The 24,900-nt window shown below is 65.6% G+C and carries 23 protein-coding genes and 2 tRNA genes; 16 read left to right on the top strand and 9 right to left on the bottom strand.

From position 1 onward, the window contains the following. From dnaA to BJQ94_RS00050, 10 genes are all read left to right on the top strand, one after another. A complete protein-coding gene (dnaA, locus tag BJQ94_RS00005; protein ID WP_265398165.1) occupies positions 1 to 1,419 on the top strand; it encodes a chromosomal replication initiator protein DnaA in 1,419 nt (472 codons plus the stop codon). 365 nt (positions 1,420 to 1,784) lie between these two features. Then, positions 1,785 to 2,933 carry a DNA polymerase III subunit beta gene (gene dnaN / locus BJQ94_RS00010; protein WP_265398166.1) on the top strand — a complete coding sequence of 383 codons (1,149 nt, stop codon included), beginning with the start codon at positions 1,785 to 1,787 and terminating at the stop codon, positions 2,931 to 2,933. Positions 2,934 to 2,976: 43 nt separating this feature from the next. Beyond that, the gene (gene gnd / locus BJQ94_RS00015) at positions 2,977 to 3,864 is read left to right on the top strand and encodes a phosphogluconate dehydrogenase (NAD(+)-dependent, decarboxylating) (protein WP_345893461.1); all 888 of its coding nucleotides are present in this window, start codon (positions 2,977 to 2,979) and stop codon (positions 3,862 to 3,864) included. A gap of 7 nt (positions 3,865 to 3,871) precedes the next feature. Beyond that, the gene (gene recF / locus BJQ94_RS00020) at positions 3,872 to 5,059 is read left to right on the top strand and encodes a DNA replication/repair protein RecF (RefSeq protein ID WP_265398167.1); all 1,188 of its coding nucleotides are present in this window, start codon (positions 3,872 to 3,874) and stop codon (positions 5,057 to 5,059) included. Beyond that, on the top strand, positions 5,052 to 5,540 hold the full coding sequence (locus tag BJQ94_RS00025; RefSeq protein ID WP_265398168.1) for a DciA family protein: 489 nt from the start codon (positions 5,052 to 5,054) through the stop codon (positions 5,538 to 5,540). Before recF ends, BJQ94_RS00025 begins: the two co-directional genes overlap by 8 nt. Positions 5,541 to 5,661: 121 nt before the next feature. After that, positions 5,662 to 7,641 (top strand): DNA topoisomerase (ATP-hydrolyzing) subunit B, encoded by a 1,980-nt coding sequence (gene gyrB, locus BJQ94_RS00030; RefSeq protein ID WP_265398169.1) that lies wholly within the window; start codon positions 5,662 to 5,664, stop codon positions 7,639 to 7,641. Between the two features lie 85 nt (positions 7,642 to 7,726). After that, positions 7,727 to 10,219 (top strand): DNA gyrase subunit A, encoded by a 2,493-nt coding sequence (gyrA, locus tag BJQ94_RS00035; protein ID WP_265398188.1) that lies wholly within the window; start codon positions 7,727 to 7,729, stop codon positions 10,217 to 10,219. After that, positions 10,212 to 10,619, top strand: a complete 408-nt coding sequence (locus BJQ94_RS00040; protein WP_265398170.1) for a DUF3566 domain-containing protein — start codon at positions 10,212 to 10,214, stop codon at positions 10,617 to 10,619. Before gyrA ends, BJQ94_RS00040 begins: the two co-directional genes overlap by 8 nt. 84 nt (positions 10,620 to 10,703) lie before the next feature. After that, a tRNA-Ile gene (locus tag BJQ94_RS00045) sits at positions 10,704 to 10,777 on the top strand. Between the two features lie 59 nt (positions 10,778 to 10,836). Next, a tRNA-Ala gene (locus BJQ94_RS00050) sits at positions 10,837 to 10,909 on the top strand. Positions 10,910 to 10,963: 54 nt separating this feature from the next. On the opposite strand, the gene BJQ94_RS00055 is transcribed toward BJQ94_RS00050, so the two are convergent. The 4 genes from BJQ94_RS00055 to BJQ94_RS00070 form a co-directional block, all read right to left on the bottom strand. Then, complete coding sequence (locus BJQ94_RS00055; RefSeq protein ID WP_265398171.1) at positions 10,964 to 12,412, bottom strand: MATE family efflux transporter; 1,449 nt, start codon at positions 12,410 to 12,412, stop codon at positions 10,964 to 10,966. Positions 12,413 to 12,542: 130 nt separating this feature from the next. Next, positions 12,543 to 12,989 (bottom strand): MarR family transcriptional regulator, encoded by a 447-nt coding sequence (locus BJQ94_RS00060; protein WP_265398172.1) that lies wholly within the window; start codon positions 12,987 to 12,989, stop codon positions 12,543 to 12,545. A 278-nt stretch (positions 12,990 to 13,267) separates the two neighbouring features. After that, positions 13,268 to 14,116 carry a peptidoglycan DD-metalloendopeptidase family protein gene (locus BJQ94_RS00065; RefSeq protein WP_265398173.1) on the bottom strand — a complete coding sequence of 283 codons (849 nt, stop codon included), beginning with the start codon at positions 14,114 to 14,116 and terminating at the stop codon, positions 13,268 to 13,270. A 164-nt stretch (positions 14,117 to 14,280) separates the two neighbouring features. After that, entirely contained in the window at positions 14,281 to 14,529 is a 249-nt protein-coding gene (locus tag BJQ94_RS00070; protein ID WP_265398174.1) for a hypothetical protein, read from the bottom strand. A gap of 51 nt (positions 14,530 to 14,580) precedes the next feature. On the opposite strand from BJQ94_RS00070, the gene BJQ94_RS00075 reads away from it, so the two are divergent. The 3 genes from BJQ94_RS00075 (at position 14,581) to BJQ94_RS00085 (ending at position 16,341) form a co-directional block, all read left to right on the top strand. Next, positions 14,581 to 14,808: a hypothetical protein gene (locus BJQ94_RS00075; protein WP_265398175.1), complete on the top strand. Its 228-nt coding sequence runs from the start codon at positions 14,581 to 14,583 to the stop codon at positions 14,806 to 14,808. A gap of 132 nt (positions 14,809 to 14,940) precedes the next feature. Beyond that, the gene (locus BJQ94_RS00080) at positions 14,941 to 15,480 is read left to right on the top strand and encodes a peptidylprolyl isomerase (RefSeq protein WP_265398176.1); all 540 of its coding nucleotides are present in this window, start codon (positions 14,941 to 14,943) and stop codon (positions 15,478 to 15,480) included. 12 nt (positions 15,481 to 15,492) lie between these two features. Beyond that, positions 15,493 to 16,341 (top strand): rhomboid family intramembrane serine protease, encoded by an 849-nt coding sequence (locus tag BJQ94_RS00085; RefSeq protein ID WP_265398177.1) that lies wholly within the window; start codon positions 15,493 to 15,495, stop codon positions 16,339 to 16,341. 151 nt (positions 16,342 to 16,492) lie between these two features. Here the strand turns inward: BJQ94_RS00085 and BJQ94_RS00090 are convergent, their stop codons facing one another. Beyond that, positions 16,493 to 16,735 (bottom strand): cell division protein CrgA, encoded by a 243-nt coding sequence (locus BJQ94_RS00090; RefSeq protein WP_265398178.1) that lies wholly within the window; start codon positions 16,733 to 16,735, stop codon positions 16,493 to 16,495. Between the two features lie 86 nt (positions 16,736 to 16,821). Between BJQ94_RS00090 and BJQ94_RS00095 the strand changes: the two genes are divergently transcribed. From BJQ94_RS00095 to BJQ94_RS00105, 3 genes are read left to right on the top strand one after another with little or no spacing between them, the layout of a single operon-like run. Further along, entirely contained in the window at positions 16,822 to 17,619 is a 798-nt protein-coding gene (locus BJQ94_RS00095) for a class E sortase (protein ID WP_265398179.1), read from the top strand. A gap of 53 nt (positions 17,620 to 17,672) precedes the next feature. After that, complete coding sequence (locus BJQ94_RS00100) at positions 17,673 to 17,834, top strand: hypothetical protein (protein WP_265398180.1); 162 nt, start codon at positions 17,673 to 17,675, stop codon at positions 17,832 to 17,834. Further along, entirely contained in the window at positions 17,831 to 18,469 is a 639-nt protein-coding gene (locus BJQ94_RS00105; protein ID WP_265398181.1) for a gamma-glutamyl-gamma-aminobutyrate hydrolase family protein, read from the top strand. The genes BJQ94_RS00100 and BJQ94_RS00105 overlap by 4 nt, the downstream gene beginning before the upstream one ends. A 74-nt stretch (positions 18,470 to 18,543) precedes the next feature. Here the strand turns inward: BJQ94_RS00105 and pknB are convergent, their stop codons facing one another. The 4 genes from pknB to BJQ94_RS00125 form a co-directional block, all read right to left on the bottom strand. Then, the gene (gene pknB / locus BJQ94_RS00110; RefSeq protein ID WP_265398182.1) at positions 18,544 to 20,241 is read right to left on the bottom strand and encodes a Stk1 family PASTA domain-containing Ser/Thr kinase; all 1,698 of its coding nucleotides are present in this window, start codon (positions 20,239 to 20,241) and stop codon (positions 18,544 to 18,546) included. Between the two features lie 84 nt (positions 20,242 to 20,325). After that, on the bottom strand, positions 20,326 to 22,071 hold the full coding sequence (locus BJQ94_RS00115; RefSeq protein ID WP_265398183.1) for a protein kinase: 1,746 nt from the start codon (positions 22,069 to 22,071) through the stop codon (positions 20,326 to 20,328). Next, positions 22,068 to 23,519 carry a penicillin-binding protein 2 gene (locus BJQ94_RS00120; RefSeq protein ID WP_265398184.1) on the bottom strand — a complete coding sequence of 484 codons (1,452 nt, stop codon included), beginning with the start codon at positions 23,517 to 23,519 and terminating at the stop codon, positions 22,068 to 22,070. Before BJQ94_RS00120 ends, BJQ94_RS00115 begins: the two co-directional genes overlap by 4 nt. Next, positions 23,520 to 24,860 carry an FtsW/RodA/SpoVE family cell cycle protein gene (locus BJQ94_RS00125; RefSeq protein ID WP_265398189.1) on the bottom strand — a complete coding sequence of 447 codons (1,341 nt, stop codon included), beginning with the start codon at positions 24,858 to 24,860 and terminating at the stop codon, positions 23,520 to 23,522. Between the last annotated feature and the right edge of the window lie 40 nt (positions 24,861 to 24,900).

The following is a 24,900-nucleotide window of genomic DNA, read 5'->3' on the forward strand; positions in this document are numbered from 1 at the left end:
ATGCCAGACGGGGAACAGCCCATCAGCGAAACATGGCGGTCGGTCCTGACCATCCTGGAGTCCGATGATTCCATCACTCCCATGCTGTACGGCTTCCTGAACCTGGTCGAACCCAAGGGCATCGCCGCCGGCACGTTCTACCTCGAGGTTCCGAACGAGTTCACCGCGAGCATGCTCAACCAGCGGATGCGCGTTCCCCTGCTCACCGCGATGGGCCAGCTCAACGAGTCGGTCGCCGTCTCGACCTTCTATGTCGTGGTCAACCCCGAGCTCGAGCAGGAATCCCTCCGGCCGGTGCAGGAGCCTGTCCACCAGCCCGACATCGAGATGCCGGCCTCGCCGCAGTCCGTGTTCGAGAGCCCCGCACCGGAAAGCCCGCACGACACCAGGTTGAACGCGAAGTACAGCTTCGACAACTTCGTCATCGGCCAGTCCAACCGGTTCGCCCACGCCGCGGCCGTCGCCGTGGCCGAGGCCCCCGCCAAGGCATACAACCCCCTCTTCATCTACGGATCCTCCGGACTGGGCAAGACCCACCTTTTGCACGCCATCGGCCACTACGCGATGAGCCTGTATCCCGGCATCCGTGTTCGTTATGTCAGCTCCGAGGAGTTCACCAACGACTTCATCAACTCGATCGCGAACAACCGCGGGTCCGCATTCCAGAACCGCTACCGCAACATCGACATTCTGATGATCGACGACATCCAGTTTCTGCAGGGCAAGGCGGAGACGCAGGAAGCGTTCTTCCACACGTTCAACACCCTGCACGACCACAACAAGCAGGTGGTCATCACCAGCGACCTGCCGCCCAAGGCCCTCACCGGGTTCGAAGACCGGATGCGCTCCCGCTTCGAGTGGGGCCTCATCACCGACGTGCAGGCGCCCGACCTGGAGACGCGTATCGCGATCCTCCGCAAGAAGGCACAGAGCGAGAAGCTGCAGGTGCCGCACGACATCCTCGAGTTCATGGCATCGAAGGTGTCGTCCAACATCCGTGAACTCGAGGGAACCCTCATCCGGGTGACCGCTTTCGCGAGCCTGAACCGCACCCCGGTGGACATGAACCTGGTGCAGACGGTACTCAAGGACGTGATCACGCTCGACGAGGACAACGTGATCGCGCCGGTGGACATCATCACCAACACCGCGGACTACTTCAAGCTCACCGTCGACGACCTATACGGATCGTCCAGGTCACAGGCCGTCGCAACCGCGAGGCAGATTGCAATGTACCTCTGCCGGGAACTGACGAATCTGTCCCTTCCCAAGATCGGCCAGCTCTTCGGTAACCGCGACCACACGACCGTGATGTACGCGAACAAGAAGATCAGCGAACTCATGAAGGAGCGCCGGTCCATCTACAACCAGGTGACGGAACTCACAAACCGCATCAAACAGGATCACCGCTACAAGTAAGAGAAAATTTTTTTGGTTTTCGTACCTGTGGATAACCCTGTGGAAACTCATCGGACAACTTGCTCCGGCCTGTAGAAACTGAGCGGCGTCTTGTGAAAACTCTGAATTACAGAAACAACTTCCTGTCATTCATTGGCGTTAACGCTCACAGGGCGTCCACAAGTTACACGTTTGTGGTTCCCAGTCGTTCAGGGCGATCCACAGAGTTATGCACAGTTTCCACACCGGTTAAGAAGATTAACGATTAACTTAATTAGCTCCAGGTCCAACAACCTTTACTCGCCCAGGCTCACAAGAAATGGGCCGCCGATAAACCCGACTAGCATTGAGGCCGTATCCAGGTCTCCATCGACAGGAGTGACTTCGTGAGATTTCAGGCCAACCGGGACGTCTTCAGCGAAGCCGTATCTTTCGCTGTAAAACTCCTTCCCCAGCGCACCACCCTGCCCATTTTGAGCGGTGTGTTGATCGAAGCGACCGAAACCGGCCTGATCCTGTCGTCGTTCGACTACGAAGTGTCGGCTCAGACCGAAATCGCCGCCGATGTCGAAGAGACCGGCAAGGTACTCGTCTCGGGTCGCCTGCTCGCTGAGATCGCCAGCCGGATGCCCAACGCCCCGGTACGGTTCTCGACCAACGAGTCCCGGATCACCGTCAGTTGCGGCACCGCGAACTTCACTCTGCTGTCTATGCCGGTAGAGGAATATCCAAGCATTCCCCAGGTCAGCGCCCAATCGGGCCTCGTTCCTGCTGAGGAATTCGCCGCGGCGGTCTCCCAGGTCGCCGTCGCCGCGTCCCGGGATGACGTCACCCCGGTGATCACCGGCGTTCAGCTGCAGATCACCGAGAACAGCATCAGCCTCGTGGCCACCGACCGTTACCGGGTGGCCGTGCGCGAGATCGACTGGGACCCGGGAGCCAACCAGGCGCAGGAGCCGATCACCGCCCTCGTCCCGGCCCGCACTCTGCAGGAGGTCGGCAAGACCTTCGGCCACAGCGGCACCATCTCCGTGGCGATCACCAGCACCGACGACCGCGAACTGATTGCGTTCACCGCCGACAAGAAGACCGTCACCTCGCTGCTGATCAAGGGCAACTACCCGCCCGTGCGCCGGCTCTTCCCCGACAACGTCGACAACTACGCCGTGATGAACACCGCTGAACTGATCGAGGCCACCCGCCGCGTGCAGCTGGTGCTCGAGCGTGAAGCCGCCCTCCGGTTCAGCTTCACGACCGACGGGCTCACGCTCGAGGCGATCGGCTCCGAACAGGCCCAGGCCTCGGAGACCATCGACGCGATCCTCTCCGGCGGTGACACCGTGGTGTCCCTCAAGCCGCAGTTCCTGCTCGACGGCCTCGGCGCCGTGCACTCCGAATTCGTGCGGATCTCGTTCACCAAGACCGAGAACCCCAACAAGCCCGGGCCGGTGCTGATCACCAGCCAGACGTCACGCGAGCAGCCGGGCGCCGACAGCTACCGTTACCTGCTCCAGCCGAACCTCCTTCTGCGCTAGCGATACCGCCCCACCAGCACGACACGAACCACGAAGGACAGCCATGCACATCGGAATCGTCGGCCTCGGAAAAATGGGTGCGAACATGCGAGACCGGCTGCGCGCCGCCGGTCTCGAGGTGACCGGTTACGACCGCAACCCCGACGTGTCGGATGTCGCATCCACCGACGAGCTGATCGCTGCCCTTCCGGCCCCGCGGCTGGTCTGGGTGATGGTCCCCGCCGGTGCGATCACCACCGCGGTGATCGCCGACCTGGCCACCAAGCTCTCCCCCGAGGACCTCGTCATCGACGGTGGCAACTCACGCTTCACCGATGACTTCACCCACTCGGCCCTGTTGGCCGAACAGGGTGTGCACTACGTCGACGCCGGTGTGTCCGGCGGCGTGTGGGGCGCTACCAACGGCTTCGGCCTGATGGTCGGTGGCGACGCCGCCGACGTGGAACGCGCGATGCCGGTCTTCGACGCGTTGCGCCCCGAGGGTCCCCGCGAAGAAGGTTTCGTGCACGCGGGCAAGGTCGGCGCCGGCCACTACGCCAAGATGGTGCACAACGGCATCGAATACGCCCTCATGCAGGCGTACGCCGAAGGCTACGAACTCCTCGAAAAGCGCGACGACCTGATCCAGGACGTTCCGGGAGTCTTCACCGCCTGGCAGCGCGGAACCGTGGTGCGGTCCTGGCTGCTCGAACTCCTCGTACGCGCCCTCAAGGACGACCCGCAGCTGAGCGACATCGAAGGCTACGTCGAAGACTCCGGCGAGGGCCGCTGGACCATCGAGGAAGCCATCAATAACGCCGTGCCGGTTCCCGCGATCAGCGCCTCGATCTTCGCCCGATTCACCTCCCGCCAGGAGGACTCACCGGCCATGAAGGCGGTGGCAGCGCTGCGGAACCAGTTCGGCGGCCATGCCATAAAGAAGGCAGACTGATCCTCGCGTGCGGGTCACACACCTCTCACTCACCGACTTCCGCAACTATGCAGAAGCCGAGGTACCGTTCGGCCCCGGCCCGAATCTGATCGTGGGGCGCAACGGCCAGGGCAAGACCAACCTGGTTGAAGCGCTCGGATTCCTCAGCACGCTCAGCTCCCACCGGGTCTCCCAGACCGGCGCAATGGTGCGTTCGGGCCAGGACGCCGCGATCATCCGTGCCCGGCTCGAACACAATGGCCGGGATATCCTCGCCGAGGTGCAGATCAACCGTTCCGGACTCAACCGGGCCCAGATCAACCGTTCGGTGATCAAGACCCGCGAACTGCCCCGATACTTCTCCAGCGTGCTCTTCGCCCCTGAAGACCTCGCCTTGGTCCGCGGCGACCCATCCGGCCGCCGCCGGTTCCTGGACCAGCTGCTGGTACTGCGGAGCCCCCGGCTCTCCGGGGTGCTCACGGACTACGACCGGGTACTCAAACAGCGGAACACCCTGCTCAAATCGGCCCGGGCATCCGGCCTGAAGACCACCCAGCTCGGCACCCTGGACATCTGGGACGAACGCCTGGTGGCCCTGGGCTCCGAAATCATCGACGCCCGCGCCGATCTGGTCGCCCAACTGCTGCCGCCGCTGCACAACGCCTACCAGGCTGTGGCCGGCGCCGACCACGGACCGAACCTGGTTGCTTCCCTGAGCATTCTCGGCGCTGACGAGGAATCCGACGAGACCGGCTCCCCCGCCGCCACACCCCCGGCCGGCGGCAGCGACACCGCCGGCACCTTCCGCGCCGCGCTGGCCGGACTGCGCCGCAAGGAGCTGGACCGCGGCATGACCCTGGCCGGACCGCACCGTGACGACCTGGTCTTCGAACTGAACAACCTGCCGGCCAAGGGCTATGCCAGCCACGGCGAATCCTGGTCGTTCGCGCTCGCCCTCAAGCTCGCATCCGCCGAACTGCTGCGCCGGGATTCATCCAGCGGCGACCCGGTACTCATCCTCGACGACGTCTTCGCCGAGCTCGACCAGTCCCGGCGACGCCGCCTCGCGACTGCCGTGACCGGATACGAACAGGTGCTCATCACCGCGGCCGTCTTCGAAGACGTGCCCGAGATCCTGGCCGCACACGCAATTCATATTAATGCCGGCGCCGTCGTCGACGGGCCCGCGGCCGAAACCGAGCCCGACAATGGCTGAACACAGCGAGGCAGCGAAGGTCTACCTGCGGTTCAAGGACGTTTTCGGCGACCCCAACGCCGCGCGCAAGCGCACCCGGCGCAAGGCCAGCCCGCAGATCGGGTCCAGCGTGCCGTTCGGTGCCGGCCGGGATCCGCGCGGACTCGGCGAAACCATCAACTCACTGACCGCGCAGCTGGGCTGGAACTCCCCGATGGCCCAGTCCGACCTGCTCGGCTCCTGGATCGAACTCGCCGGAGAAGAGACTGCGAAGCACTCCACCCCCGCCGGCATCGACGAGGGCATTCTCACCGTGCACTGCGAGTCGACCGCCTGGGCCACACAACTGCGAATGATGAGGGTGGAGATCATGACGCACATCGCTCAGAAGTTCCCCGATGCCGGCATCGCCGCAATTCGTTTTCAAGGGCCTAACGCGCCCTCCTGGAAAAAGGGTCCCAGATCAATTCCAGGGCGGGGTCCACGCGATACCTACGGGTAGGGAGACAAATCAGGTCAACCATGCGAATAAAACGCGTCAAACGGCGGATTTGGCCTCTGGGGTCCAGGTCGTTTGGTAGGCTGAAGGGTCGCCTGTGCGACGGTCAGGAGCCCAATTTCACATGACAATTGAACCGAAAACTGAGCCGGAGCAGCACGCTTACGGCGCAGAAGACATCCAGGTTCTCGAAGGCCTCGAAGCTGTTCGCAAGCGACCCGGAATGTACATCGGTTCAACCGGTCCACGCGGTCTGCACCACCTGGTCTACGAGATCGTCGACAACTCCGTCGATGAGGCCCTCGCCGGGTACTGCGACACCATCGACATCCGCATCCTCGCCGACGGCGCGGTGCGCGTTCAGGACAACGGTCGCGGCATTCCCGTGGACATTCACAAGGCCGAGGGCAAGTCGACCGTCGAGGTTGTGCTGACTGTTCTGCACGCCGGTGGAAAGTTCGGCGGCGGCGGCTACGCGGTCTCCGGTGGTCTGCACGGCGTCGGCAGCTCCGTGGTCAACGCCCTCTCCAGCCGCCTCGAGGTCGAGGTGCGACGGCAGGGCAACGCCTGGCGGCAGAGCTTCGCGAACGGTGTGCCGAACGAGTCACTGCACCAGGACGAGGTCTCCGACGAGACCGGCACCACGATCACCTTCTGGCCGAGCGCCGAGACGTTCGAAACCATCGACTTCGACTACGAGACGCTGCGCGCCCGCTTCCAGCAGATGGCCTTCCTCAACAAGGGCCTGAGCCTCACCCTCACCGATGAGCGCCCGGAGAGCCTCGACGCCGAGGGCAAGCCGCTCACCAACACGTTCATGTACGAGCAGGGCCTGATGGACTACGTGGCCTACCTCAACCGGGCCAAGAGGGCCGAGCTGGTCAACGACGAGATCATCTCGTTCGAGTTCGAAGACACCGAACGCAAGATCGCGCTCGAGGTGGCCATGCAGTGGACCACCGCATACACCGAGAGCGTGCACACCTACGCGAACACCATCAACACCCACGAGGGCGGCACCCACGAAGAGGGCTTCCGCGCCGCGCTGACCACCCTGGTGAACAAGTACGCCAGGGAAAAGGGCATCCTCAAGGAAAAGGACGACAACCTTTCCGGCGACGACGTGCGCGAGGGCCTGACCGCTGTCGTGTCGATCAAGCTCGCCGAACCGCAGTTCGAGGGCCAGACCAAGACCAAGCTGGGCAACACCGAGGCCAAGGCATTCGTGCAGCGCGTCGTCGGCGACCAGCTCTCCGACTGGTTCAACCGCAACCCCGTGCAGGCTCGCGAGATCATCCGCAAGTCCCTGCAGGCCGCGACGGCCCGCATGGCCGCCCGCAAGGCGCGCGAGACCGCCCGCCGCAAGGGCCTGCTCGAGGGCGGCGGAATGCCGGGCAAGCTCAAGGACTGCCAGAGCAAGGACCCTGCCTCCTCCGAGATCTTCATCGTCGAGGGTGACTCGGCCGGCGGCTCCGCCGTGCAGGGCCGCAACCCCGAAACCCAAGCGATCCTGCCGCTGCGCGGCAAGATCCTCAACGTGGAGAAGGCCCGGCTCGACCGGGCCCTCGCCAACGCCGAGGTACAGGCCATGATCACGGCGTTCGGTGCCGGACTGGGCGAGGACTTCAACCCGGACAAGGTGCGGTACCACAAGATCGTGCTGATGGCCGATGCCGACGTCGACGGCCAGCACATCACCACCCTGCTGCTCACGTTGCTGTTCCGCTACATGCGCCCGCTGATCGACCTCGGTTACGTGTACCTGGCGCAGCCGCCGCTGTACCGGCTCAAGTGGTCGAACTCGGCCCACGAATACGTCTACTCCGACGCCGAACGAGATGCCCTGCTCGCCGATGGCGCCGCCGCCGGCAAGCGCATCCCCAAGGACAACGGCATCCAGCGCTACAAGGGTCTCGGTGAGATGGACTACAAGGAGCTGTGGGAAACCACCATGGCGCCCGAGTCCCGCACCCTGCTCCAGGTGACCCTGGACGACGCGGCAGCCGCCGACGAAATTTTCTCCACCCTGATGGGCGAAGACGTCGAATCCCGACGCAACTTCATCCAGAAGAACGCGAAGGACGTGCGTTTCCTTGACATCTGACGACACCACCGGCACCACGCCCGACACCGCCGACGCGGCGGCAGCGGCGGAAGCTGCGGCCAAGTACCGCACCCAGCACGGCAAGATCGACCAGGTCGACCTGCAGCTGGAAATGCAGCGCTCTTACCTCGACTACGCGATGAGCGTCATCGTGGGCCGCGCGCTGCCCGACGTGCGTGATGGCATGAAGCCCGTGCACCGCCGCGTCATCTACGCCATGTACGACGGCGGCTACCGCCCCGACAAGGCATTCTCCAAGTGCGCCCGCGTCGTCGGCGACGTGATGGGCCAGTTCCACCCGCACGGTGACTCCTCGATCTACGACGCGCTCGTGCGCCTCGTGCAGCCATGGAGCCTTCGCTACCCGCTGGCGCTCGGCCAGGGCAACTTCGGCTCCCCCGGCAACGACGGCGCCGCCGCCCCGCGATACACCGAAACCAAGATGGCCCCGCTGGCCCTTGAGATGGTGCGCGACATCGACGAAGACACCGTCGACTTCCAGGACAACTACGACGGCCGCACCCTCGAGCCCACCGTGCTGCCGGCCCGCTTCCCGAACCTGCTGGTGAACGGGTCCGTCGGCATCGCCGTCGGTATGGCCACCAACATCCCGCCGCACAACCTGCGCGAGGTGTCCGCCGGAGCCCTCTGGTACCTGGAGCACCCCGACGCCACCCGCGAAGAGCTGCTCGAAGCGCTGATCCAGCGCATCAAGGGCCCCGACTTCCCCACCGGCGCGCAGATCCTGGGCATCAAGGGCATTCAGGATGCCTACCGCACCGGCCGCGGCTCGATCACGATGCGTGCCGTCGTGAGCATCGAAGAACTCCAGGGTCGCACCTGCCTGGTCATCACCGAACTGCCGTACCAGGTGAACCCGGACAACCTGGCGATCAAGATCGCCGACCTGGTGAAGGACGCCAAGATCACCGGCATCGCCGACATCCGCGACGAGACCAGCGGCCGCACCGGCCAGCGACTCGTGATCGTGCTCAAGCGCGACGCCGTAGCCAAGGTAGTGCTGAACAACCTCTACAAGCACACCCCGCTGCAGGAGAACTTCGGCGCGAATATGCTCGCGATCGTCGACGGCATCCCGCGCACCCTGGCCCTGGACGGTTTCATCAGCGCCTGGGTCGACCACCAGATCGACGTCATCGTGCGTCGCACCCAGTTCCGGTTGAACAAGGCCGAGGCGGATGCGCACATCCTGCGCGGGTACCTCAAGGCGCTCGACGCGCTCGACGAGGTCATCGCCCTGATCCGCCGCTCCCCCACCGTGGACGACGCCCGCGAAGGCCTGATGGACCTGCTCACGGTCGACAAGCTGCAGGCCGACGCCATCCTCACCATGCAGCTGCGCCGCCTGGCCGCTCTCGAGCGCCAGAAGATCATCGACCAGGCCGCGGAACTCGAACTGCAGATCGTCGAGTTCAAGTCGATCCTGGCCAGCCCCGAGCGCCAGCGCACCATCGTGAGCGAGGAGCTCACCGAGATCACCACGAAGTTCGGTGACGACCGCCGCACCGAGATCATGTTCGGTTTCGACGGCGACATGTCGATCGAGGACCTCATCCCCGAAGAGGAGATGGTGGTCACCGTCACCCGCGGCGGCTACATCAAGCGCACCCGCAGCGACAACTACCGCAACCAGCACCGCGGCGGCAAGGGCGTCAAGGGTGCGCAGCTGCGCGCCGACGATGTGGTCGAGCACTTCTTCGTGACCACGACGCACCACTGGCTGCTGTTCTTCACGAACACCGGCAGGGTCTACCGGGCCAAGGCCTACGAGGCCGTCGAAGCCGGACGCGACGCCAAGGGTCAGCACGTCGCCAACCTGCTCGCGCTGCAGCCGGGCGAGGAGATCGCCCAGATCCTCGACATCCGCGACTACGGTGTGGCCCAGTACCTCACCCTGGCCACCCGCGAGGGCCTGATCAAGAAGACCGCGCTGGCCGAGTACGACACGAACCGCACCGGCGGCATCATCGCGATCAAGCTGCGCGAGGGCGACGAACTCGTCTCCGCACTGCTGGTCGACGAGGACTCCGACCTGCTGCTGGTGTCCCGCAAGGGCATGTCCATCCGCTTCACCGCGTCGGACGAGGCACTGCGCCCGATGGGCCGCAGCACCTCCGGCGTGATCGGCATGCACTTCCGCGGCGACGACACCCTGCTCGACGCCTCGGTGGTCTCCGACGACGGTTACGTCTTCGTGGTCACAGAGGGCGGCTACGCCAAGCGCACCTCCGCCGACCAGTACCGCCTGCAGAACCGCGGCGGGCTGGGCATCAAGGTGGCCAAACTCAACGACGACCGCGGCGACCTGGTCGGCGCCCTCATCGTTGATGAGGAAGACGAGGTGCTCGTGGTCCTTGCCAGCGGCAAGGTGGTACGCTCTGACGTCGCCGAAGTGCCGGCCAAGGGCCGGGACACCATGGGCGTCGTCTTTGCAAAATTCGCGGACGAAGACAGGATCATCGCCATCGCGAAGAACACCGAACGCAATCTTGTGGTCGAGGAAATCGAGACTGCAACCGAGAGCGAGCCGGGGAAAGTAGAATCAGCAGATGAGTAGTGTCGCCGAGAAACTGGCCAAGAAGTCGAGTCGAGGTGCAACCACGTCCAAGCAGGTACGTCTGAAGCTCGTGTACGTCGACTTCTGGTCGGCCGTCAAGCTGTCCTTCCTAATCGCGGTGTGCCTGGCCGTCGTGACCATCGTCGCGACGTTCCTCACCTTCACGGTGCTCAACGGCACCGGCATCTTCACCCAGATCGACGCCCTGTACACCGACATCGCGGGCAGCTCTTCGCAGCTGACCACGATCCTGTCGATCGGCAACGTCATGGGCTTCGCGGTTGTCGTGGCGGTCATCAACACCGTCGTCATCACCGCACTCGGCGCTATTTTCGCCGTGCTGTACAACCTGAGCGTCAAGGTCACCGGAGGCCTGCTCGTCGGATTCACCAACAACTGATCGTCGGATGCCCGATCGGGGTCGCCTCGCGGCCTCGATTGGGACTTTTCGCCGGTTTCCGTTAGTCTGAAACCTGCCCAATAGGGGGATATAGCTCAGTTGGTTAGAGCGCTTCGCTGATAACGAAGAGGTCCCAGGTTCAAATCCCGGTATCCCCACGTAGTTCAAGAAAAGCCTTACATCTCCACCAGATCCTCGTCTACTGAGGAACCGGTTCGGGGCCATAGCTCAATTGGTAGAGCGCCTGCTTTGCAAGCAGGAGGTCCGGGGTTCGATTCCCCGTGGCTCCACAGAAAGAAACCCCAGTCGGCTCGTGCCGGCTGGGGTTTTCTCGTTCTCACGGGTCAGCCAGCCGCCTGCTCGAGGAGTTCCTCGGCGCGCTCAGGGCTGCCGCCGGCAAGGCCGGCTTCGATCGTGCGACGCGAGGCGGCCCACATCCCGATGCCGACGAGCAGCACGGCGCTCTCCGTGACGGTGAGCGCCCAGATGATGCCGGGCAGGCCGAACCAGAGGTTGCCCAACAGCACGATCGGAATGAACAGGATCCCCTGGGTCACCGACATCACCGTGGCTGCCATCGCCAGCCCGGTGGCCTGGAAGAGTGACGTGATGAGGCCGGTGAACCCATTGGCCACCATCGCCACCAGTTGCGCGGTGAGGATGCTCACGCCGATGACCAGAACAGTGGGGTCGGAGACGAAGGCGGAGAAGACCTCCTCGCGGAAGGCGAACACGGCCGCGGAGAAGAGCAAGGCGATACCGCCGACGGCGATGAAGGATGCGCGCAGCGCCGCGGAGAGCCGGGCCTGGTCGCCCTTGCCGTAGGAGTAGGCCAGGAGCGGCAGAACCCCGATGGTGACACCCATCAGCAGGAACTCCGGCACCTGTGCGATCCGCACGGCGACGCCCATGGCCGCGAGCGGCCCGTCGCCGTAGCCGGCCGCCAGGTTGTTGAGCACCAGCGAGGTGACGATCAGGAACGCGGATTGCAGCAGGGTGCCGACGCCGACGCCGAGCACAGGGCGCAACACCGTGGGCGAGAGGGTGAACCACCGGGGCGCGAGGCTGACGTGCTCGCTGTGGCGGGTGAGCCAGAAGGCGAAATAGCCGACGACACCGAGGTTCGCCAGACCCATCGACAGTGCGGCACCCGCGACGCCCCAGTGCAGCACGAGGATGAACAACACGTCGAAGACGACATTGGCCACCACCGACGCTATGAGCCCCACCATCACCTGGCGGGCGGCGCCCTCCGCCCGCACGATCTGCTCGAGGCAGACGGCCGCGGCGAGCACGGGCACGAAGGCCAGCATGACGCCGACGAATGCTGTCGTCGGTGGCACGGCGGCCGCGGTCGCGCCGAGCAGGGCCACCAGGGGGTGCAGCAGGAGCAGCCCGATGCCGCCCACCACGGTGCCGGCCATCACCGCTCCCCAGACGGCGAAGGAGGAGACCCGCTTGATGCCGTCGACCTGGGCGGGTTCCTGTTCCGCTCGGCCGAGGAGGCGAGAGATCATCGCGCCGCCGCCGACACCGAACACGTTCCCGACCGCCATGACAAGGCCCAGAATCGGGGAACCCAACGTGATCGCCGCCAGCAGGGCGGTGTCGTGGAGGGATCCGATCACGCCGGCGTTGACGAGGTTGTAGATTGCGCCCACGATCATCGCGGCGGCCATCGGCACGCAGAGGTGCACCAGGGCGCTGATGATCGGGGCCGACGAGAGGTACCACCGGTTGGTGCGGACCGGGTCTGGCATTCCTTCGGATTCGAGGTGTGTGGTGGTGTTCATGGCTGGCCTTTCCGGGCAGGTTCGAGCGCGCGCCGACGAACGCCGGCACGGCGAAGGGAGATTCAGGTTTGTCGGGGCGCGCCGAAGGTCGCCGGCACGGGGTGGCCGGCGTGGCTAGGCGGTGTGGCGGTTAGGACCGAGTTGGTTGCGGCAGTTGCGACGTGATCTTGGTCAGCAGGGCGTGCAGGGTGGCCCGCTCGTCCTGATTCAGCGGGGCGAGGATGGTCTCGTCGGCGGCGGCCATCGCGGTTTCGAACCCGGCGATCAACTCGGCGCCGGCGGGTGTGGCGTAGACCCGTTTGCTGCGCTCGTTGCCGGCGTCCGATCTGCGCTCGACAAGGCCGCGACGTTCGAGCCTCTGCAGGAGGCTCGTGACGCTCGCCGCGCTGGTGCGGCTGATCTCGGCGATGTCCCGTTGGATGGCACCGGGATTCTGGGCCAGGTACCCGAGTACGAAGCTCTGGGCGTGACTGAGCTCACGCTCCTTGATCCATTCCTCGCCGGCCTTCATCTGGGCCCAGCCGATCCAGCGGACCAGCTCGAGGCTGGTGGTGAGGGTGGGTCGCTGTTCGTCCATGATCAGAACTCTAACCGTTAGAGATCTAACTGTCAAGGATCGAACTGAGGTGGTGGCCGTTCGGTGCGGGCCCGTGAGGGTGCCGGTACTCCCCCACCGGCTCCCTGCGGGGCGCTCACGGCGTCGGGACGGCCAGACAGCGCCCTGCGCGACGGTGGCGGGCGCATCCGCTCACACCCGCGCACAGGGCCGCACAGGGCCCAGACTCGCAACAAGGCCCCCGTCAGAGACGAGGGCCTTGGGTGTTAGTGCCCTCCACGTTTGCCGCGGAGGGGTACTCAACTGTTGCGACTGGTAACCCAGGCTCCGAGAGGGTAGCTCGTTCCCTGTTCAACGGTATTGATAGTCTCGCGGCTCAAACGGGTGTCGCAGTAGACCATGTTCCAGTGCAGGTGTGCCGCGTAGTAGCCCTGGCGCCCGTAACCGGAGCCTCCGACTGCGCCGATCTTCTGTCCCTTCGCGACAGAGTTTCCCTTGTCCACGACGCTCCGACTCAGGTGTGCGTATTGAGTGCACCGGTTGTTGCCGTGGTCGATGAGCACAATGATTCCACCCGCCCCACTCCAGCCCTCGGAATAGACCTTCCCGGCAGCTGAGGCAACGACGCTCCCGCCCGAGGTGCCGTTACCGAAGTCGACTGCATTTCGGTTGTACTTGTCGGCGTGGGATGCAGTTCCCGGTGTGGTCGTGACCTTGTAGCGTGAGCCCGCTGGGAAGGGCAGAGCGAACGTTGTCGTCTGCGCCACACCGCACTTGGGCGTGACCGGATTGTTCGAGCCGGTCTCGAGATAGGCGTCGGTGACCCATCCGCCGCCGTCGATGCTGTACCAGATCGTGGACGTACCGTAGGGGCCTTTGACTGCTCCCCCGGACTGATAGCAGTTCAGGCCCACGGCTGCCCCGAACTTGATGGTTCGCAAGATTGTGCTTGTGGTGTTCGTGTTCGCTCGAACATTCACGAACTGGACACCCCGGCCGCTGATGACGTGAGCGGTGAAGACGCCTGCTTGGGCGGCCGTCGCGCCGGTGATGCTGAGGCCGATGCCGGCGACTGCAGCCAGTAACAAGGCTAGGGCCCTGCGTCCGGCTTTAGAGCGTTTTGCGTGTTGGGAGAACGTGGAATTCATCGGGTACCACCATTCCTGAGATGGTCCGACTGGACGCCTTCCAGTACGGCCACCAATTGTCACCTAAAGGTATGGGCCCCGCCCCGCTCAATGTCCCCCCACTTGGGGGGACAGAACAGGCCCGCATCCGGGAGGATGCGGGCCTGTAAACGGCGATCTGCGAACTAGACGTCCGTGGACTTCTCAATCGGGGAGTCGAGCAGCGACTCGTCCTCTGAGACCCACAGCTCGTCGTCGGCGCGGAAGGTCTGCCAGATGGCGTACGCCACACCAGCGGCGGCAGCGATGCCCACACCGATGGCGATGTACGTTCCCGCACCCAGCCCCTGCTTCTGCACCACGACGGGCTTCTGGAACCGCACCCGGTTGAGCGCGGCGACGCGGGCATCCTTGGCGATATCGCCAACGGACATGACAGTGCCCAGAGCGGTTCCGATCCCCGGCAGAACCTTGTCAGTGACCTGGTGGCGAACGCCACCGGCGAAGTCTTGGGTGGCGTGCACACCGGGGAGCAGGTAGTGCTCATATCCCTGGCGAACGCGGGGTACTACTTCTTCACGAGTGAGCACACCAGCCTGACGGCCGGCTTCACGTGCGATCTCGTTTGCGCGGTCGAGAACTTCCTGCTGATTACTCCACAGTTCGTCCGCGCTCTTGCGCAGACGAGTGAGTTCCTTTCGGCGCTTGCGTGACAGGCTCATCTGGACCCTCCATCGTTTCTTGTGGTGAACACTGCCCATCTTGCCACTGAATAGCCTGTGAGCGCTCTGAATGCCTGACAGGGAGACGGATTCGGACAATGCTGCTGTGCAAGAATTATCCCTATGTCTAAGCACACTGCCGTCGCAACGCTCAATACAACCCTCGGACCGATCAAGGTCAACCTCTTCGGAAACCACGCCCCGAAGACCGTCAGGAACTTCGTCGGGCTCGCCACCGGTGAGATCGAGTGGAAGCACCCGGCCACGGGCAAGACCTCCACCGACCCGCTGTACAACGGAACCGTCTTCCACCGCATCATCAAGGACTTCATGATCCAGGCCGGCGACCCGCTGGGCCAGGGCACCGGTGGACCCGGCTTCCAGTTCGATGACGAAATCAACCCGGAGCTCGACTTCACCCAGCCCTACGTCCTCGCCATGGCGAACGCCGGCATCCAGGGCGGCCGCGGCACCAACGGCTCGCAGTTCTTCATCACCGTCGTGCCGACCACCTGGCTGCAGGGCAAGCACAGCATCTTCGGCGCCGTCGAGGACGAAGCCTCCCGCAAGATCGTCGACCAGCTCGCCGTTGTGCCCACCGACGGCCGCGACCGTCCGCTCACCGACGTCGTCATCGAGAGCATCACCGTCGAGCAGGTCTAGGACCACTCGATCATGACCAGCCTGCCCGGAACCGCCGCCAACTTCTGTTACCGGCATCCGGGCAGGCAGAGTTTTATCCTCTGTCAGCGTTGCGGGCGCACCATCTGCCCCGAATGCCAGACGCAGGCCGCTGTCGGGGTCATCTGCCCCGAGTGCATGCGGGAGCAGCGCCAGAGCGCGCCCCGCACCAAGTCGGCCGTGCGCACCCGGCTGGGACGGATGACGGCCCCCGGCCAGCCCACGGTCACCTACGCGATCATCGCGCTGACCATTCTGGTCTTCCTCCTGCAGCTGATTCCCGGGCTGGGCGTCACCGACCGGCTGCTCTACGCCGGTCTCTACTCGTACCCCGGCTCATTCGAACCGTGGCGCATGCTGACCAGCGTCTTCGTGCACTCCACCGGGTTCATCTTCCACGTGCTGTTGAACATGTACACGCTGTGGATCTTCGGCCAGATCCTCGAGCGGATGCTCGGACGCGGCCGGTTCCTGGCCCTCTACCTGCTCAGCGGGCTGGCCGGGTCGCTGGGAGTGCTCTTCCTGGCGTCGCCGCTCACTCCGGTCGTCGGCGCATCCGGCGCGATCTTCGGCCTGATGGGCGCGTTCCTCGTGATCCAGCGGAAGCTCGGCGGCAATGCCACGCAGCTGCTGATCCTGGTGGGCATCAACCTGGTGATCGGGTTCCTGCCGGGGCTCAATGTGGCCTGGCAGGCGCATGTGGGCGGCCTCATCGGCGGCGCCATCATCGGCCTGATCTTCGTGCAGACCCGCGGTCGCTCCAAGCGCGTGCTGCAGTTCGTTCTGCTCGGCGGATTCACCGTGCTGCTGCTCGCACTCAGCCTCGTGAAGTTCTTCGTTTAGCCCGTCCGCGGCCGGCCACAACGGGGATATCCCCAGCCTGAAGAAAAGTTATCCACAGGAGTTTCCACATTGGGGATAATTACACGGCTGTAATTGACTACCCGAACGGGTGGTTAACCTGTGCGGAACAGGTGGTGAAGAGTGGGGCGGCTCAGCGCCAGCGTGTGGTCATCAGGAAGCCGATGAAGGCGATCCCAAATCCGACCAGGATGTTGAACGAGCCGAAGCTCGCAACGGGCAGTGCGCCCTGGCTCACGTAGAAGACGATGATCCAGGCGAGCCCGATGAGCATGAAACCGAACATCACCGGCTTGAACCAGGCGGCGTTCGGAGCGTCCTCGCCCGAGCGGGCCTCCGGGCGGGCGGGCTTGGTGCGGGGGTTTGTGCGTGCCATGCCTGAGATTCTAGCGTCCCAGCCTGCGGGCGCCTGCCGAATCTTCCCGGAAGAGCACCAGGGTCGGCCCGATTAGAATCGAGTGCATGACCGAGCCGGCCCTGCCCGAAGTTCCGGCCCAGCGTGGGCGCAGGGCCCTACGCGCGCCGAAGCCGCGTGCCCGGCGCCGGGTCAGCGTTGTCGGGGTGCTCGGCGAACTGCTGATCACCGGGGGCGTCATCGTGCTCCTCTTCCTCGCCTGGCAGCTGTGGTGGAACGACGCCGTCATGGCCGCGTCGCAGTCCCGGGCCGCCGAGTCGATCAGTCAGGGCTGGACCGAGGACGTGGCCCCCGACCCGGACCCCGCCCCCGCCGAGGAAGGCTACGGCGACCCCGTCGTGGCCCAGGCGCCGGGCAACGCGAGCGCGTTCGCCGTGCTCTACGTGCCGCGCTTCGGCGCCGACTACCACCGCACCATCGCGCAGGGCACGGGCACGGATGTGCTCAACAGCCCGGATCTGGGCATCGGGCACTACCCGAGCAGTCAGATGCCGGGCGAGGTGGGCAACTTCGCCATCGCCTCGCACCGCAGCGCCAACGGCGGCGGCATGCACGTGATCAACGAGCTGCAGTTGGGCGACGCCATCTACGTGCAGACCGCCGACGGCTATTACACCTACAGGTTCCGTGACTTCGAATACGTGCCGCCGAGCGCGATCGAGGCGATCGCACCCGTTCCCCACCAGCCGGAGGCCACCGCCGTGGACCGGCTGATCACCCTCACCACCTGCAACCCGCTCTTCTCCACGGATGAGCGGATCATCGCTTACGGTGTCTTCGAATCCTGGCAACCGACCTCCGCGGGGCCTCCCGCCGAGTTGGCGGCCATGATGCCCGGCGCCTGACCGACACCCCACAGCGCGACACACACAGACCGAACGAGATCGAGGACCACACCATGTACGCAGCCCTCTGGCGCATCCTGCCCGGACCGGTGTGGGTGCGCATCCTGCTCGTTCTCGTGCTGTTGGCCGCTGTGCTTTATTCACTCGCCACCTGGGTTTTTCCATGGGCGAATACGATCGTTGACAACCAGGAAGTGACGGTGGGCGCCCCATGACCCGCATTCTCGTAATCGATAACTACGACAGCTTCGTTTACACGCTCAACGGGTACCTCCGGGAACTGGGCGCGGAGACCGAGGTCGTTCGCAACGACGCTTTTCCGGCCACGGAGATCACCGAGCGCATCGCCGAGTTCGACGGCGTGCTGGTCTCCCCCGGACCGGGCAAACCGGCGGACGCCGGGGTGTCCATCGCGGCCGTGGAGGCCGCGCTGGCCACCAACCTGCCGCTGTTCGGCGTGTGCCTGGGCCACCAGGCGATCGCCGAGGCCTTCGGGGCCACGGTGACCAACGCCGAAGAGCTCATGCACGGCAAGACGTCCCAGATCACGCACGACGAGAGCGACTTCTATGCTGGGGTTCCGCAGCCGTTCACGGCCACCAGGTACCACTCCCTCGCCGTTGTGAACGGCACTGTGCCCAGCGACCTCGTCGTGACGTCACGCACCGCCGGCGGGGTGATCATGGGCCTGCGACACGTGTCGGCGCCGATCCTCGGTGTGCAGTTCCACCCGGAGTCGGTGCTCACCGAGGGCGGCTACCTGATGGTGGCGAACTGGTTGGCGCTGGCCGGTCTCCCCCAGGCTCGGGAGACCGCCAAGCACCTCACCCCGATGCTGAAGCTGGGTTAGCCCCAGCTTCGCGAGCCGTGACCTGAGCCCCGAAAAGTTCCACTTTTCGGGGCTTTGCTCACGGCTCGCGGGCGTTAGCCGGCGCAGTAGGTGAGTTCGACCTCGGACTTCTGGGGCACGTCTCCGGGCGCCAGCGACTGCTTGGTGATCGGGGAGCCGGGCTGCGCGTCGCAGGTGTAGTCGGGTTCGAGAACCGGCACCAGCTGCAGGGCGGATGCCTGCAGCAGCTGGTTGGCCGCCGTGAGCGACTGCGCCACCACGTTCGGCATCGTCACCAGGCCGCTCGACACGGTGAAGTCCACCGTGGATCCCGCGGCGGTCTGGCTGTGCGGCGCCGGCACCGTGTCGATGACGATTCCCTCCGGGACATCCGGAGAGTTCTCGGTGGTGACGGACCCAGAGATGAAGTCGCGTTCGGTGAGGAACGGCTCGGCGGCCGAGAACGGCTGGTTGGTGGTGTCCGGCATCTCCACGAGCTCAGCACCCGTCGACACGTACACCTTCACCACGGTCGCCGGCGGGGCGATGGTTCCGGACGGCGGGTCGGTGCGGATGACCTCGTCCTTGGCCACGGTGGGGCTGGCCTCTTCGGCCTTCGTGGCGGCCAGATCCAACTCGAGCAGGGCATCCTGCGCGTCGTCGTAGCTGTAGCCGGTGAGCACGGGCACGCGCCTCGACGCATCCGGCAGTTCATCGCTGGGGCTCAGGCTGAGCGCCCAGAACATCACCGCGATGACGATGACGATGACGCTTACGATGCCGGCCCAGATCCAGATCACCGGTGGGCGCCGCTGGGTGCGGTCCATGGTCTGGTCTTCGGCCAGCTGCTTGAGCGCGAGCTCGGAGGTGGAGGCCACCTCCGGCGGGGCACCGAACAGGCCGCCGGCGAGGTCCTCGGCCGTGCGACGCACAGGGATGTGCCCGGCGCCGGCGGTTTCCACATCGTTGCGGAATTCGACGGCGCTCTGGTACCGGTCGAAGCGGTCCTTGGCGAGGGCGTGCACAACGACGATGTCGAGGGCGGGGGAGACCTTGGGGTTGATCGAGCTCGGCTTGACCGGCGCTTCACTGACGTGCTGGTACGCAACGGCGACCGGGGTGTCCCCGCGGAACGGCGGACGACCGGTGAGCATTTCGAAGAGCACCACACCGCTGGAGTACAGGTCGGTGCGGGCATCCACGGATTCGCCCTTGGCCTGCTCGGGCGAGAAGTAGGAGGCGGTGCCCAGGATCGCGGTGGTCTGCGCGACCGTCGTGGCGGAGTCGGAGATGGCACGGGCGATACCGAAGTCCATCACCTTCACCTGGCCGGCCTTGGTGATCATGATGTTGCCCGGCTTGATGTCGCGGTGCACGACCCCGGCGCGGTGCGAGTACTCGAGGGCGGTCAGCACGCCGTCGATGATGCGGACGGCCTCGGTCGAGTCGATCGGGCCTTCCTTGATGATGTCCTTGAGCAGGCGACCGTCGACGAACTCCATGATGATGAATGGAATCTGAGATTCGGTGCCGTCGTCTTCGGAGATAGTCTCCTCACCGGCATCGAACACCCGCACGATGGTGGGGTGGGCCATGCGCGCGGCGGCCTGCGCCTCCTGGCGGAAACGGGTGCGGAAGGCGGGGTCGGCGGCGAGAGACGACTTGAGCAGCTTGATGGCCACTGTACGGCCGAGCCGGGAATCGGTGCCGATGTGCACGTCGGACATGCCGCCGCGTCCGATCGACGCGCCGACGCGGTATCGACCAGCAAGCAGTCGGCCCTCATCAGTCAATGCAAATCTCCCTGCTCGCAGACATTGTTGGTCATTTTACCCTTGGTCCCGCCCGTGGCCGGTTGCCCGGCCGGGCGGTACCGGTTAGCCGGCCGGCTTGGCCGGCGTGGCGGTGGGTGTGGGTGTGGCCGCCGGCGCCGTGACGTCGACGCTGGTGGCACCCGAGTATTCGGATTCGACCTGGCCACAGAAGTAGCGGAACTTGACCGTGAAGTCCCCGGTGCCGGCCGTGACGGTGGCGGTGGTGACGTCGGCGCCGGTGGGGGCGGGCGACTGGGTGCCGTTGCCCTCGGCGAGCAGTTCGTAACCGGAGAGCTCCTGACCGGCGGGGCAGGACTGGGCCGGCCACGTGACCGTGACCGTGCCGGCGGGCGCGACGGTGGCGGGTGTGGCGGTGGGCGTGCCGGACGGGGCGTCCGGCAGCGCGACGTCGCCGTAGACGCGCACGGTGATCTCGGTGCCCTTGGCGACGGACCCGGTGGGGTTGATGCCGTAGACGGTGTCGATCTGCTCGGCCGTGGTGGCGGCCTTGTCGGCGACCACGTTCGCGCTGAGTTCCATCTCGCTGAGCTTGTCTCTGGCGGCGGAGCTGGTCAGGCCCAGGAACTCGTCCTGGTTGACCCGCACGGTGGTGGGCGTGGCGGAGGGCGTGGGCGTCGGAGTCTCCGCCGGCGTCTCAACGGGTGTGGAGGACGTGGACGGAGCCGGATCCGGAGTGCTGGTCTGCTGGGTGAAGAGCGTGACCAGGGTACCGACCAGCACGAGCCCGAGGATCGAGATGAGCGCGATGAGCGGCCAGGTCCACGGGCTGCGTTTCTTCTTCTTCGGCGGCGTCTTGGCCGCTGCGGCCGCGGCCGCCTCCGCACGGGTGGCCGGCTGCGTGCCGGCCGCACCGGCGGACGGCATCAGCATGGTGGTCTGGTTGGTGCCGGCGCCGGGCATCAGCTGGGTGGCGGCGGTGGGCGTGATCCCGGCCATGACGGCGGGCACGGATGCCGCTGCCGCCGCGACGTCGCCACGGCGCAGCGCGATGGCGGCGCGCGCCAGATGCGCCGCTGAGGCGGGCCGCTCGGCCGGGTTCTTGGCCAGGCAGGAGATCACCAGGTTGCGAACCGGCTCGGACACGGTATCGGGCAGCGGCGGCGGCTGCTCGTTGATCTGCGCCATGGCGATCGCAACCTGCGACTCGCCCGTGAACGGGCGGCGGCCGGCGAGGCTTTCGTAGGCGACGATGCCGAGGGAGTAGATGTCGGTGGTCGGCGAGGCTGAACGTCCGCTGGCCTGCTCCGGGGAGAGGTACTGCACGGTGCCCATGACCTGGCCGGTCGCGGTGAGCGGAACCTGGTCGGCGATGCGCGCGATTCCGAAGTCGGTGATCTTGACCCGGCCCTCGGGCGTGATCAGCAGGTTGCCCGGCTTGATGTCGCGGTGAACGAGGCCGGCGGCGTGCGCGGCGTGCAGGGCGGCGGCGGTCTGCGCCACGATGTCGAGGACCTTGTCGGCGGGCAGGGTGTGCTCGCGTTCGAGGATGGTGGAGAGCGCCTCACCGGGAACGAGTTCCATCACGAGGAACGCGCTGCCGTCTTCTTCGCCGTAGTCGAACACGTTGGCGATGCCTTCGTGGTTGACGAGGGCGGCGTGGCGTGCCTCAGCGCGGAAGCGCTCGAGGAAGCCCGGATCGCCGAGGTATTCGTCCTTGAGGATCTTGATGGCGACCGTGCGCCCGATCACGAGGTCGACGGATTGCCAAACCTCGCCCATACCGCCGATGGCGATGCGGGATTGCAGCTCGTATCGTCCCCCGAAGGTGAGCCCTGCTGTGGGTCTCATTTATTCAGCACCGCCTCTAGTACCTGTTTCGCTATCGGTGCGGCAAGCAAGTTGCCGTACCCCGTCTGACCGAGTCCCCCGCCATCTTCGATGAGAACGGTGATCGCGTATTGCGGGTCATCCGCGGGAGCGAATCCGGTGAACCATAGAGTGTATGGATCGTCGTCGCCGTTCTCCGCAGTCCCCGTTTTTCCCGCCACGTCGACTCCGTCTATTCTTGCATTGCTCGCGGCACCGTCCTGGACTCCATTGACCATCATCTGGGTCATGGTGGCCGCGGTTTCGGCGCTGATCACGCGATCTGCGGCGACAGGTTCGAAGGTTTGCAATGGGCTGAGGTCGGGCGCCAGGATCTGGTCGACGAGGTTGGGCTGCATTTCAATCCCTCCGTTGGCGATCGTGGCCGATACCAGGGCCATCTGGAGCGGTGTCGCCCGCACGCTGGTCTGCCCGAATGCCGAGAGCGCCGTCTGCGCGTCGTCGGGATCCTCGGGGTAGACGCTGGCCGTGACCGACAGTGGGATGGAGAACTCGGAGTTGAATCCGAACTTCTCGGCCATCGCGCGGATGGCGTCATCGCCCAGCTGCAGGCCGAGCTCGGCCATCGGGATGTTGCAGGACAGCCGCAGGGCCGTGGCGATGGTGACGGTGTCGCCGGCGCCGCAGGTGCCGCCACCGGAGTTGGTGACGATGGAGCTGGAATTGGGCAGCTGGTACGTGGCGGGGTTCGGGAAGGTGCTCTCCGGGGTGAACTGGCCCGATTCCAGGGCGGTGGCCACCACGACGAGCTTGAAGACCGAGCCGGGCGGGTTGAGCGAGTTGATGGCCCGGTTGATCAGCGGGTCGCCGGGGGCGTTCACGAGGGCGTCGTAGGTGTCGTTGACCGCGGCGCTGTCGTGCACGGCCAGCTGGTTGGGGTCGTAGCTGGGCTTGGAGACCATGGCGAGAACCCGGCCGGTGGACGGCTCGGTGACGACCACGGAGCCGGTGAGGTCGCCCAGGGCGTCCCAGGCGGCCTGCTGCGCGACGGGGTCGATGCTGGTTTCCACGGCGGCGCCCTTGGGGTCCTGCCCGGTGACCAGGCTGGAGACCTGGTCGAAGAATTGCGCGTTCGAGGTGCCGCTGAGCTCGCCGTTGAGGGCCTGCTCGAGCCCGGTGGGGGCGCCGTTGACGGGGATGAACCCGGTGATCGGGGCGTAGAGCAGTCCGTTGCTGTAGGTGCGCTGGAACTTGTAGTTGTCGTCGACCGGCATGGACTGGGCGATCGGCTCACCGCCGGCGAGGATCGCGCCGCGTTCGACGGAGTAGCTGTCGAGCAACGTGCGGGTGTTGCGGTCATCCGCGGACAGGTTGTCGGACTGGAAGACCTGGATGATGGACGTGGAGCAGAGCAGCGCCACGAACATCAGCAGCACCACGATGCTGACGCGCTTGAGTTCACGATTCATCTAGACCACCAGCCGAGGTTGGTTGCGTACGGTGTCGCTCAGGCGCAGCAGAAGCGCCACGATGATCCAGTTGGCCACGAGCGAGGAGCCTCCGGCGGCCAGGAACGGGGTGGTGAGCCCGGTGAGCGGGATCACCCGGGTGACGCCGCCGATAACGATGAAGCACTGCAGAGCCACGACGAAGGAGAGACCCACGCCGAGGAGCTTGCCGAAGTCGTCTTGGCCGGCGAAGCCGATGCGGAAGCCGCGGGCGACGAAGAGCAAGTACAGGGCCAGGATGGCGAACAGGCCGGCCAGGCCGAGTTCTTCGCCCAGGCTGGCGATGATGTAGTCGCTCTGCGGCACCGGGGTGAGTTCGGGTCGGCCCTGGCCGAGGCCGGTGCCGATCAGGCCGCCCTTGGCGAGGCCGAACAGACCCTGCACCAGCTGGTAGCTGCCGCCGTCCGCGCCGTACACGGCCGGGTTGAGCGCATCCAGCCAGTTGGTGAACCGGCCGTTGACGTAGTCGAGGGTCTGGCTGGCGATGAGGGCGCCGCCGAGGAACAGCGACATGCCCAGCAGCACCCAGCTGAGCCGGCCGGTGGCGAGGTAGAGCATCACCAGGAACAGGCCGAAGTAGAGCAGGGCGGTGCCGAGGTCGCGCTGGAAGATGATGACCGACATCGACAGAGCCCAGACGACGAGGATCGGGCCCAGGTCGCGCAGCCGCGGGAAGCGCATCCCCAGGAATTTCTTGCCCACCATGGACAGGCTGTCGCGGTTGCGCACCAGATACCCGGCGAAGAACACGGCCAGCGCGATCTTGGCGATCTCGCCGGGCTGGAAGGTGGCGAAGTCGCCGAACCCGATCCAGACCCTGGCGCCGCTGACTTCGCGGCCGAGGCCGGGCACGAGGGGCAGCAGCAGCAGCGCGACACCGACGAAGCCGGCCACGTAGGTGTACCGGAACAGCACGCGGTGGTTGCGGATGATGAGGATCACGGCGATGGCGCAGGCGATGGCCAGGCCGCTCCACACGGTCTGCCGCACGGCGGCGCTGGCCCAGCCGCTTTCGTTGTTGGCGATGTCGATGCGGTAGATCATGGCGATGCCGATGCCGTTGAGCAGGGTGGCGATGGGCAGGAGGAACGGGTCGGCCTCGCGCGCCACGAACCGCAGCACGAAGTGCATGGCGATGACCAGGCCGGACAGGCTGGCACCGAGCAGCACCAGGGTGGTGTCGATCACCCCGAGCGCGCCCAGCTGCACGAGCACCACGGCACCGAGGTTGATGCCGCAGGCGATGACGAGCAGGAACAACTCGAGGTTGCGCAGCTTCTGCGGCAGGTGCAGGCGGCGGATCTTGCCCGTGGCCGGGGCGGATTCGCGGGCACGGGCATCC

This window comes from Cryobacterium sp. SO2, from assembly GCF_026151165.2.
Taxonomy (GTDB): domain Bacteria; phylum Actinomycetota; class Actinomycetes; order Actinomycetales; family Microbacteriaceae; genus Cryobacterium.

Bases quoted from the DNA above. Each gene is read 5' to 3' on its own strand.
- BJQ94_RS00105 (WP_265398181.1), top strand. From the start codon at position 17,831: ATGACCCGCATTCTCGTAATCGATAACTACGACAGCTTCGTTTACACG.
- gyrB (WP_265398169.1), top strand. From the start codon at position 5,662: ATGACAATTGAACCGAAAACTGAGCCGGAGCAGCACGCTTACGGCGCA.
- BJQ94_RS00025 (WP_265398168.1), top strand. From the start codon at position 5,052: ATGGCTGAACACAGCGAGGCAGCGAAGGTCTACCTGCGGTTCAAGGAC.
- BJQ94_RS00120 (WP_265398184.1), bottom strand. From the start codon at position 23,519: ATGAATCGTGAACTCAAGCGCGTCAGCATCGTGGTGCTGCTGATGTTC.
- BJQ94_RS00080 (WP_265398176.1), top strand. From the start codon at position 14,941: ATGTCTAAGCACACTGCCGTCGCAACGCTCAATACAACCCTCGGACCG.
- BJQ94_RS00095 (WP_265398179.1), top strand. From the start codon at position 16,822: ATGACCGAGCCGGCCCTGCCCGAAGTTCCGGCCCAGCGTGGGCGCAGG.
- BJQ94_RS00040 (WP_265398170.1), top strand. From the start codon at position 10,212: ATGAGTAGTGTCGCCGAGAAACTGGCCAAGAAGTCGAGTCGAGGTGCA.
- gnd (WP_345893461.1), top strand. From the start codon at position 2,977: ATGCACATCGGAATCGTCGGCCTCGGAAAAATGGGTGCGAACATGCGA.
- BJQ94_RS00055 (WP_265398171.1), bottom strand. From the start codon at position 12,412: ATGAACACCACCACACACCTCGAATCCGAAGGAATGCCAGACCCGGTC.
- BJQ94_RS00085 (WP_265398177.1), top strand. From the start codon at position 15,493: ATGACCAGCCTGCCCGGAACCGCCGCCAACTTCTGTTACCGGCATCCG.
- BJQ94_RS00070 (WP_265398174.1), bottom strand. From the start codon at position 14,529: ATGTCCGTTGGCGATATCGCCAAGGATGCCCGCGTCGCCGCGCTCAAC.
- dnaA (WP_265398165.1), top strand. From the start codon at position 1: ATGCCAGACGGGGAACAGCCCATCAGCGAAACATGGCGGTCGGTCCTG.
- BJQ94_RS00065 (WP_265398173.1), bottom strand. From the start codon at position 14,116: ATGAATTCCACGTTCTCCCAACACGCAAAACGCTCTAAAGCCGGACGC.
- BJQ94_RS00115 (WP_265398183.1), bottom strand. From the start codon at position 22,071: ATGAGACCCACAGCAGGGCTCACCTTCGGGGGACGATACGAGCTGCAA.
- BJQ94_RS00090 (WP_265398178.1), bottom strand. From the start codon at position 16,735: ATGGCACGCACAAACCCCCGCACCAAGCCCGCCCGCCCGGAGGCCCGC.
- BJQ94_RS00060 (WP_265398172.1), bottom strand. From the start codon at position 12,989: ATGGACGAACAGCGACCCACCCTCACCACCAGCCTCGAGCTGGTCCGC.
- BJQ94_RS00100 (WP_265398180.1), top strand. From the start codon at position 17,673: ATGTACGCAGCCCTCTGGCGCATCCTGCCCGGACCGGTGTGGGTGCGC.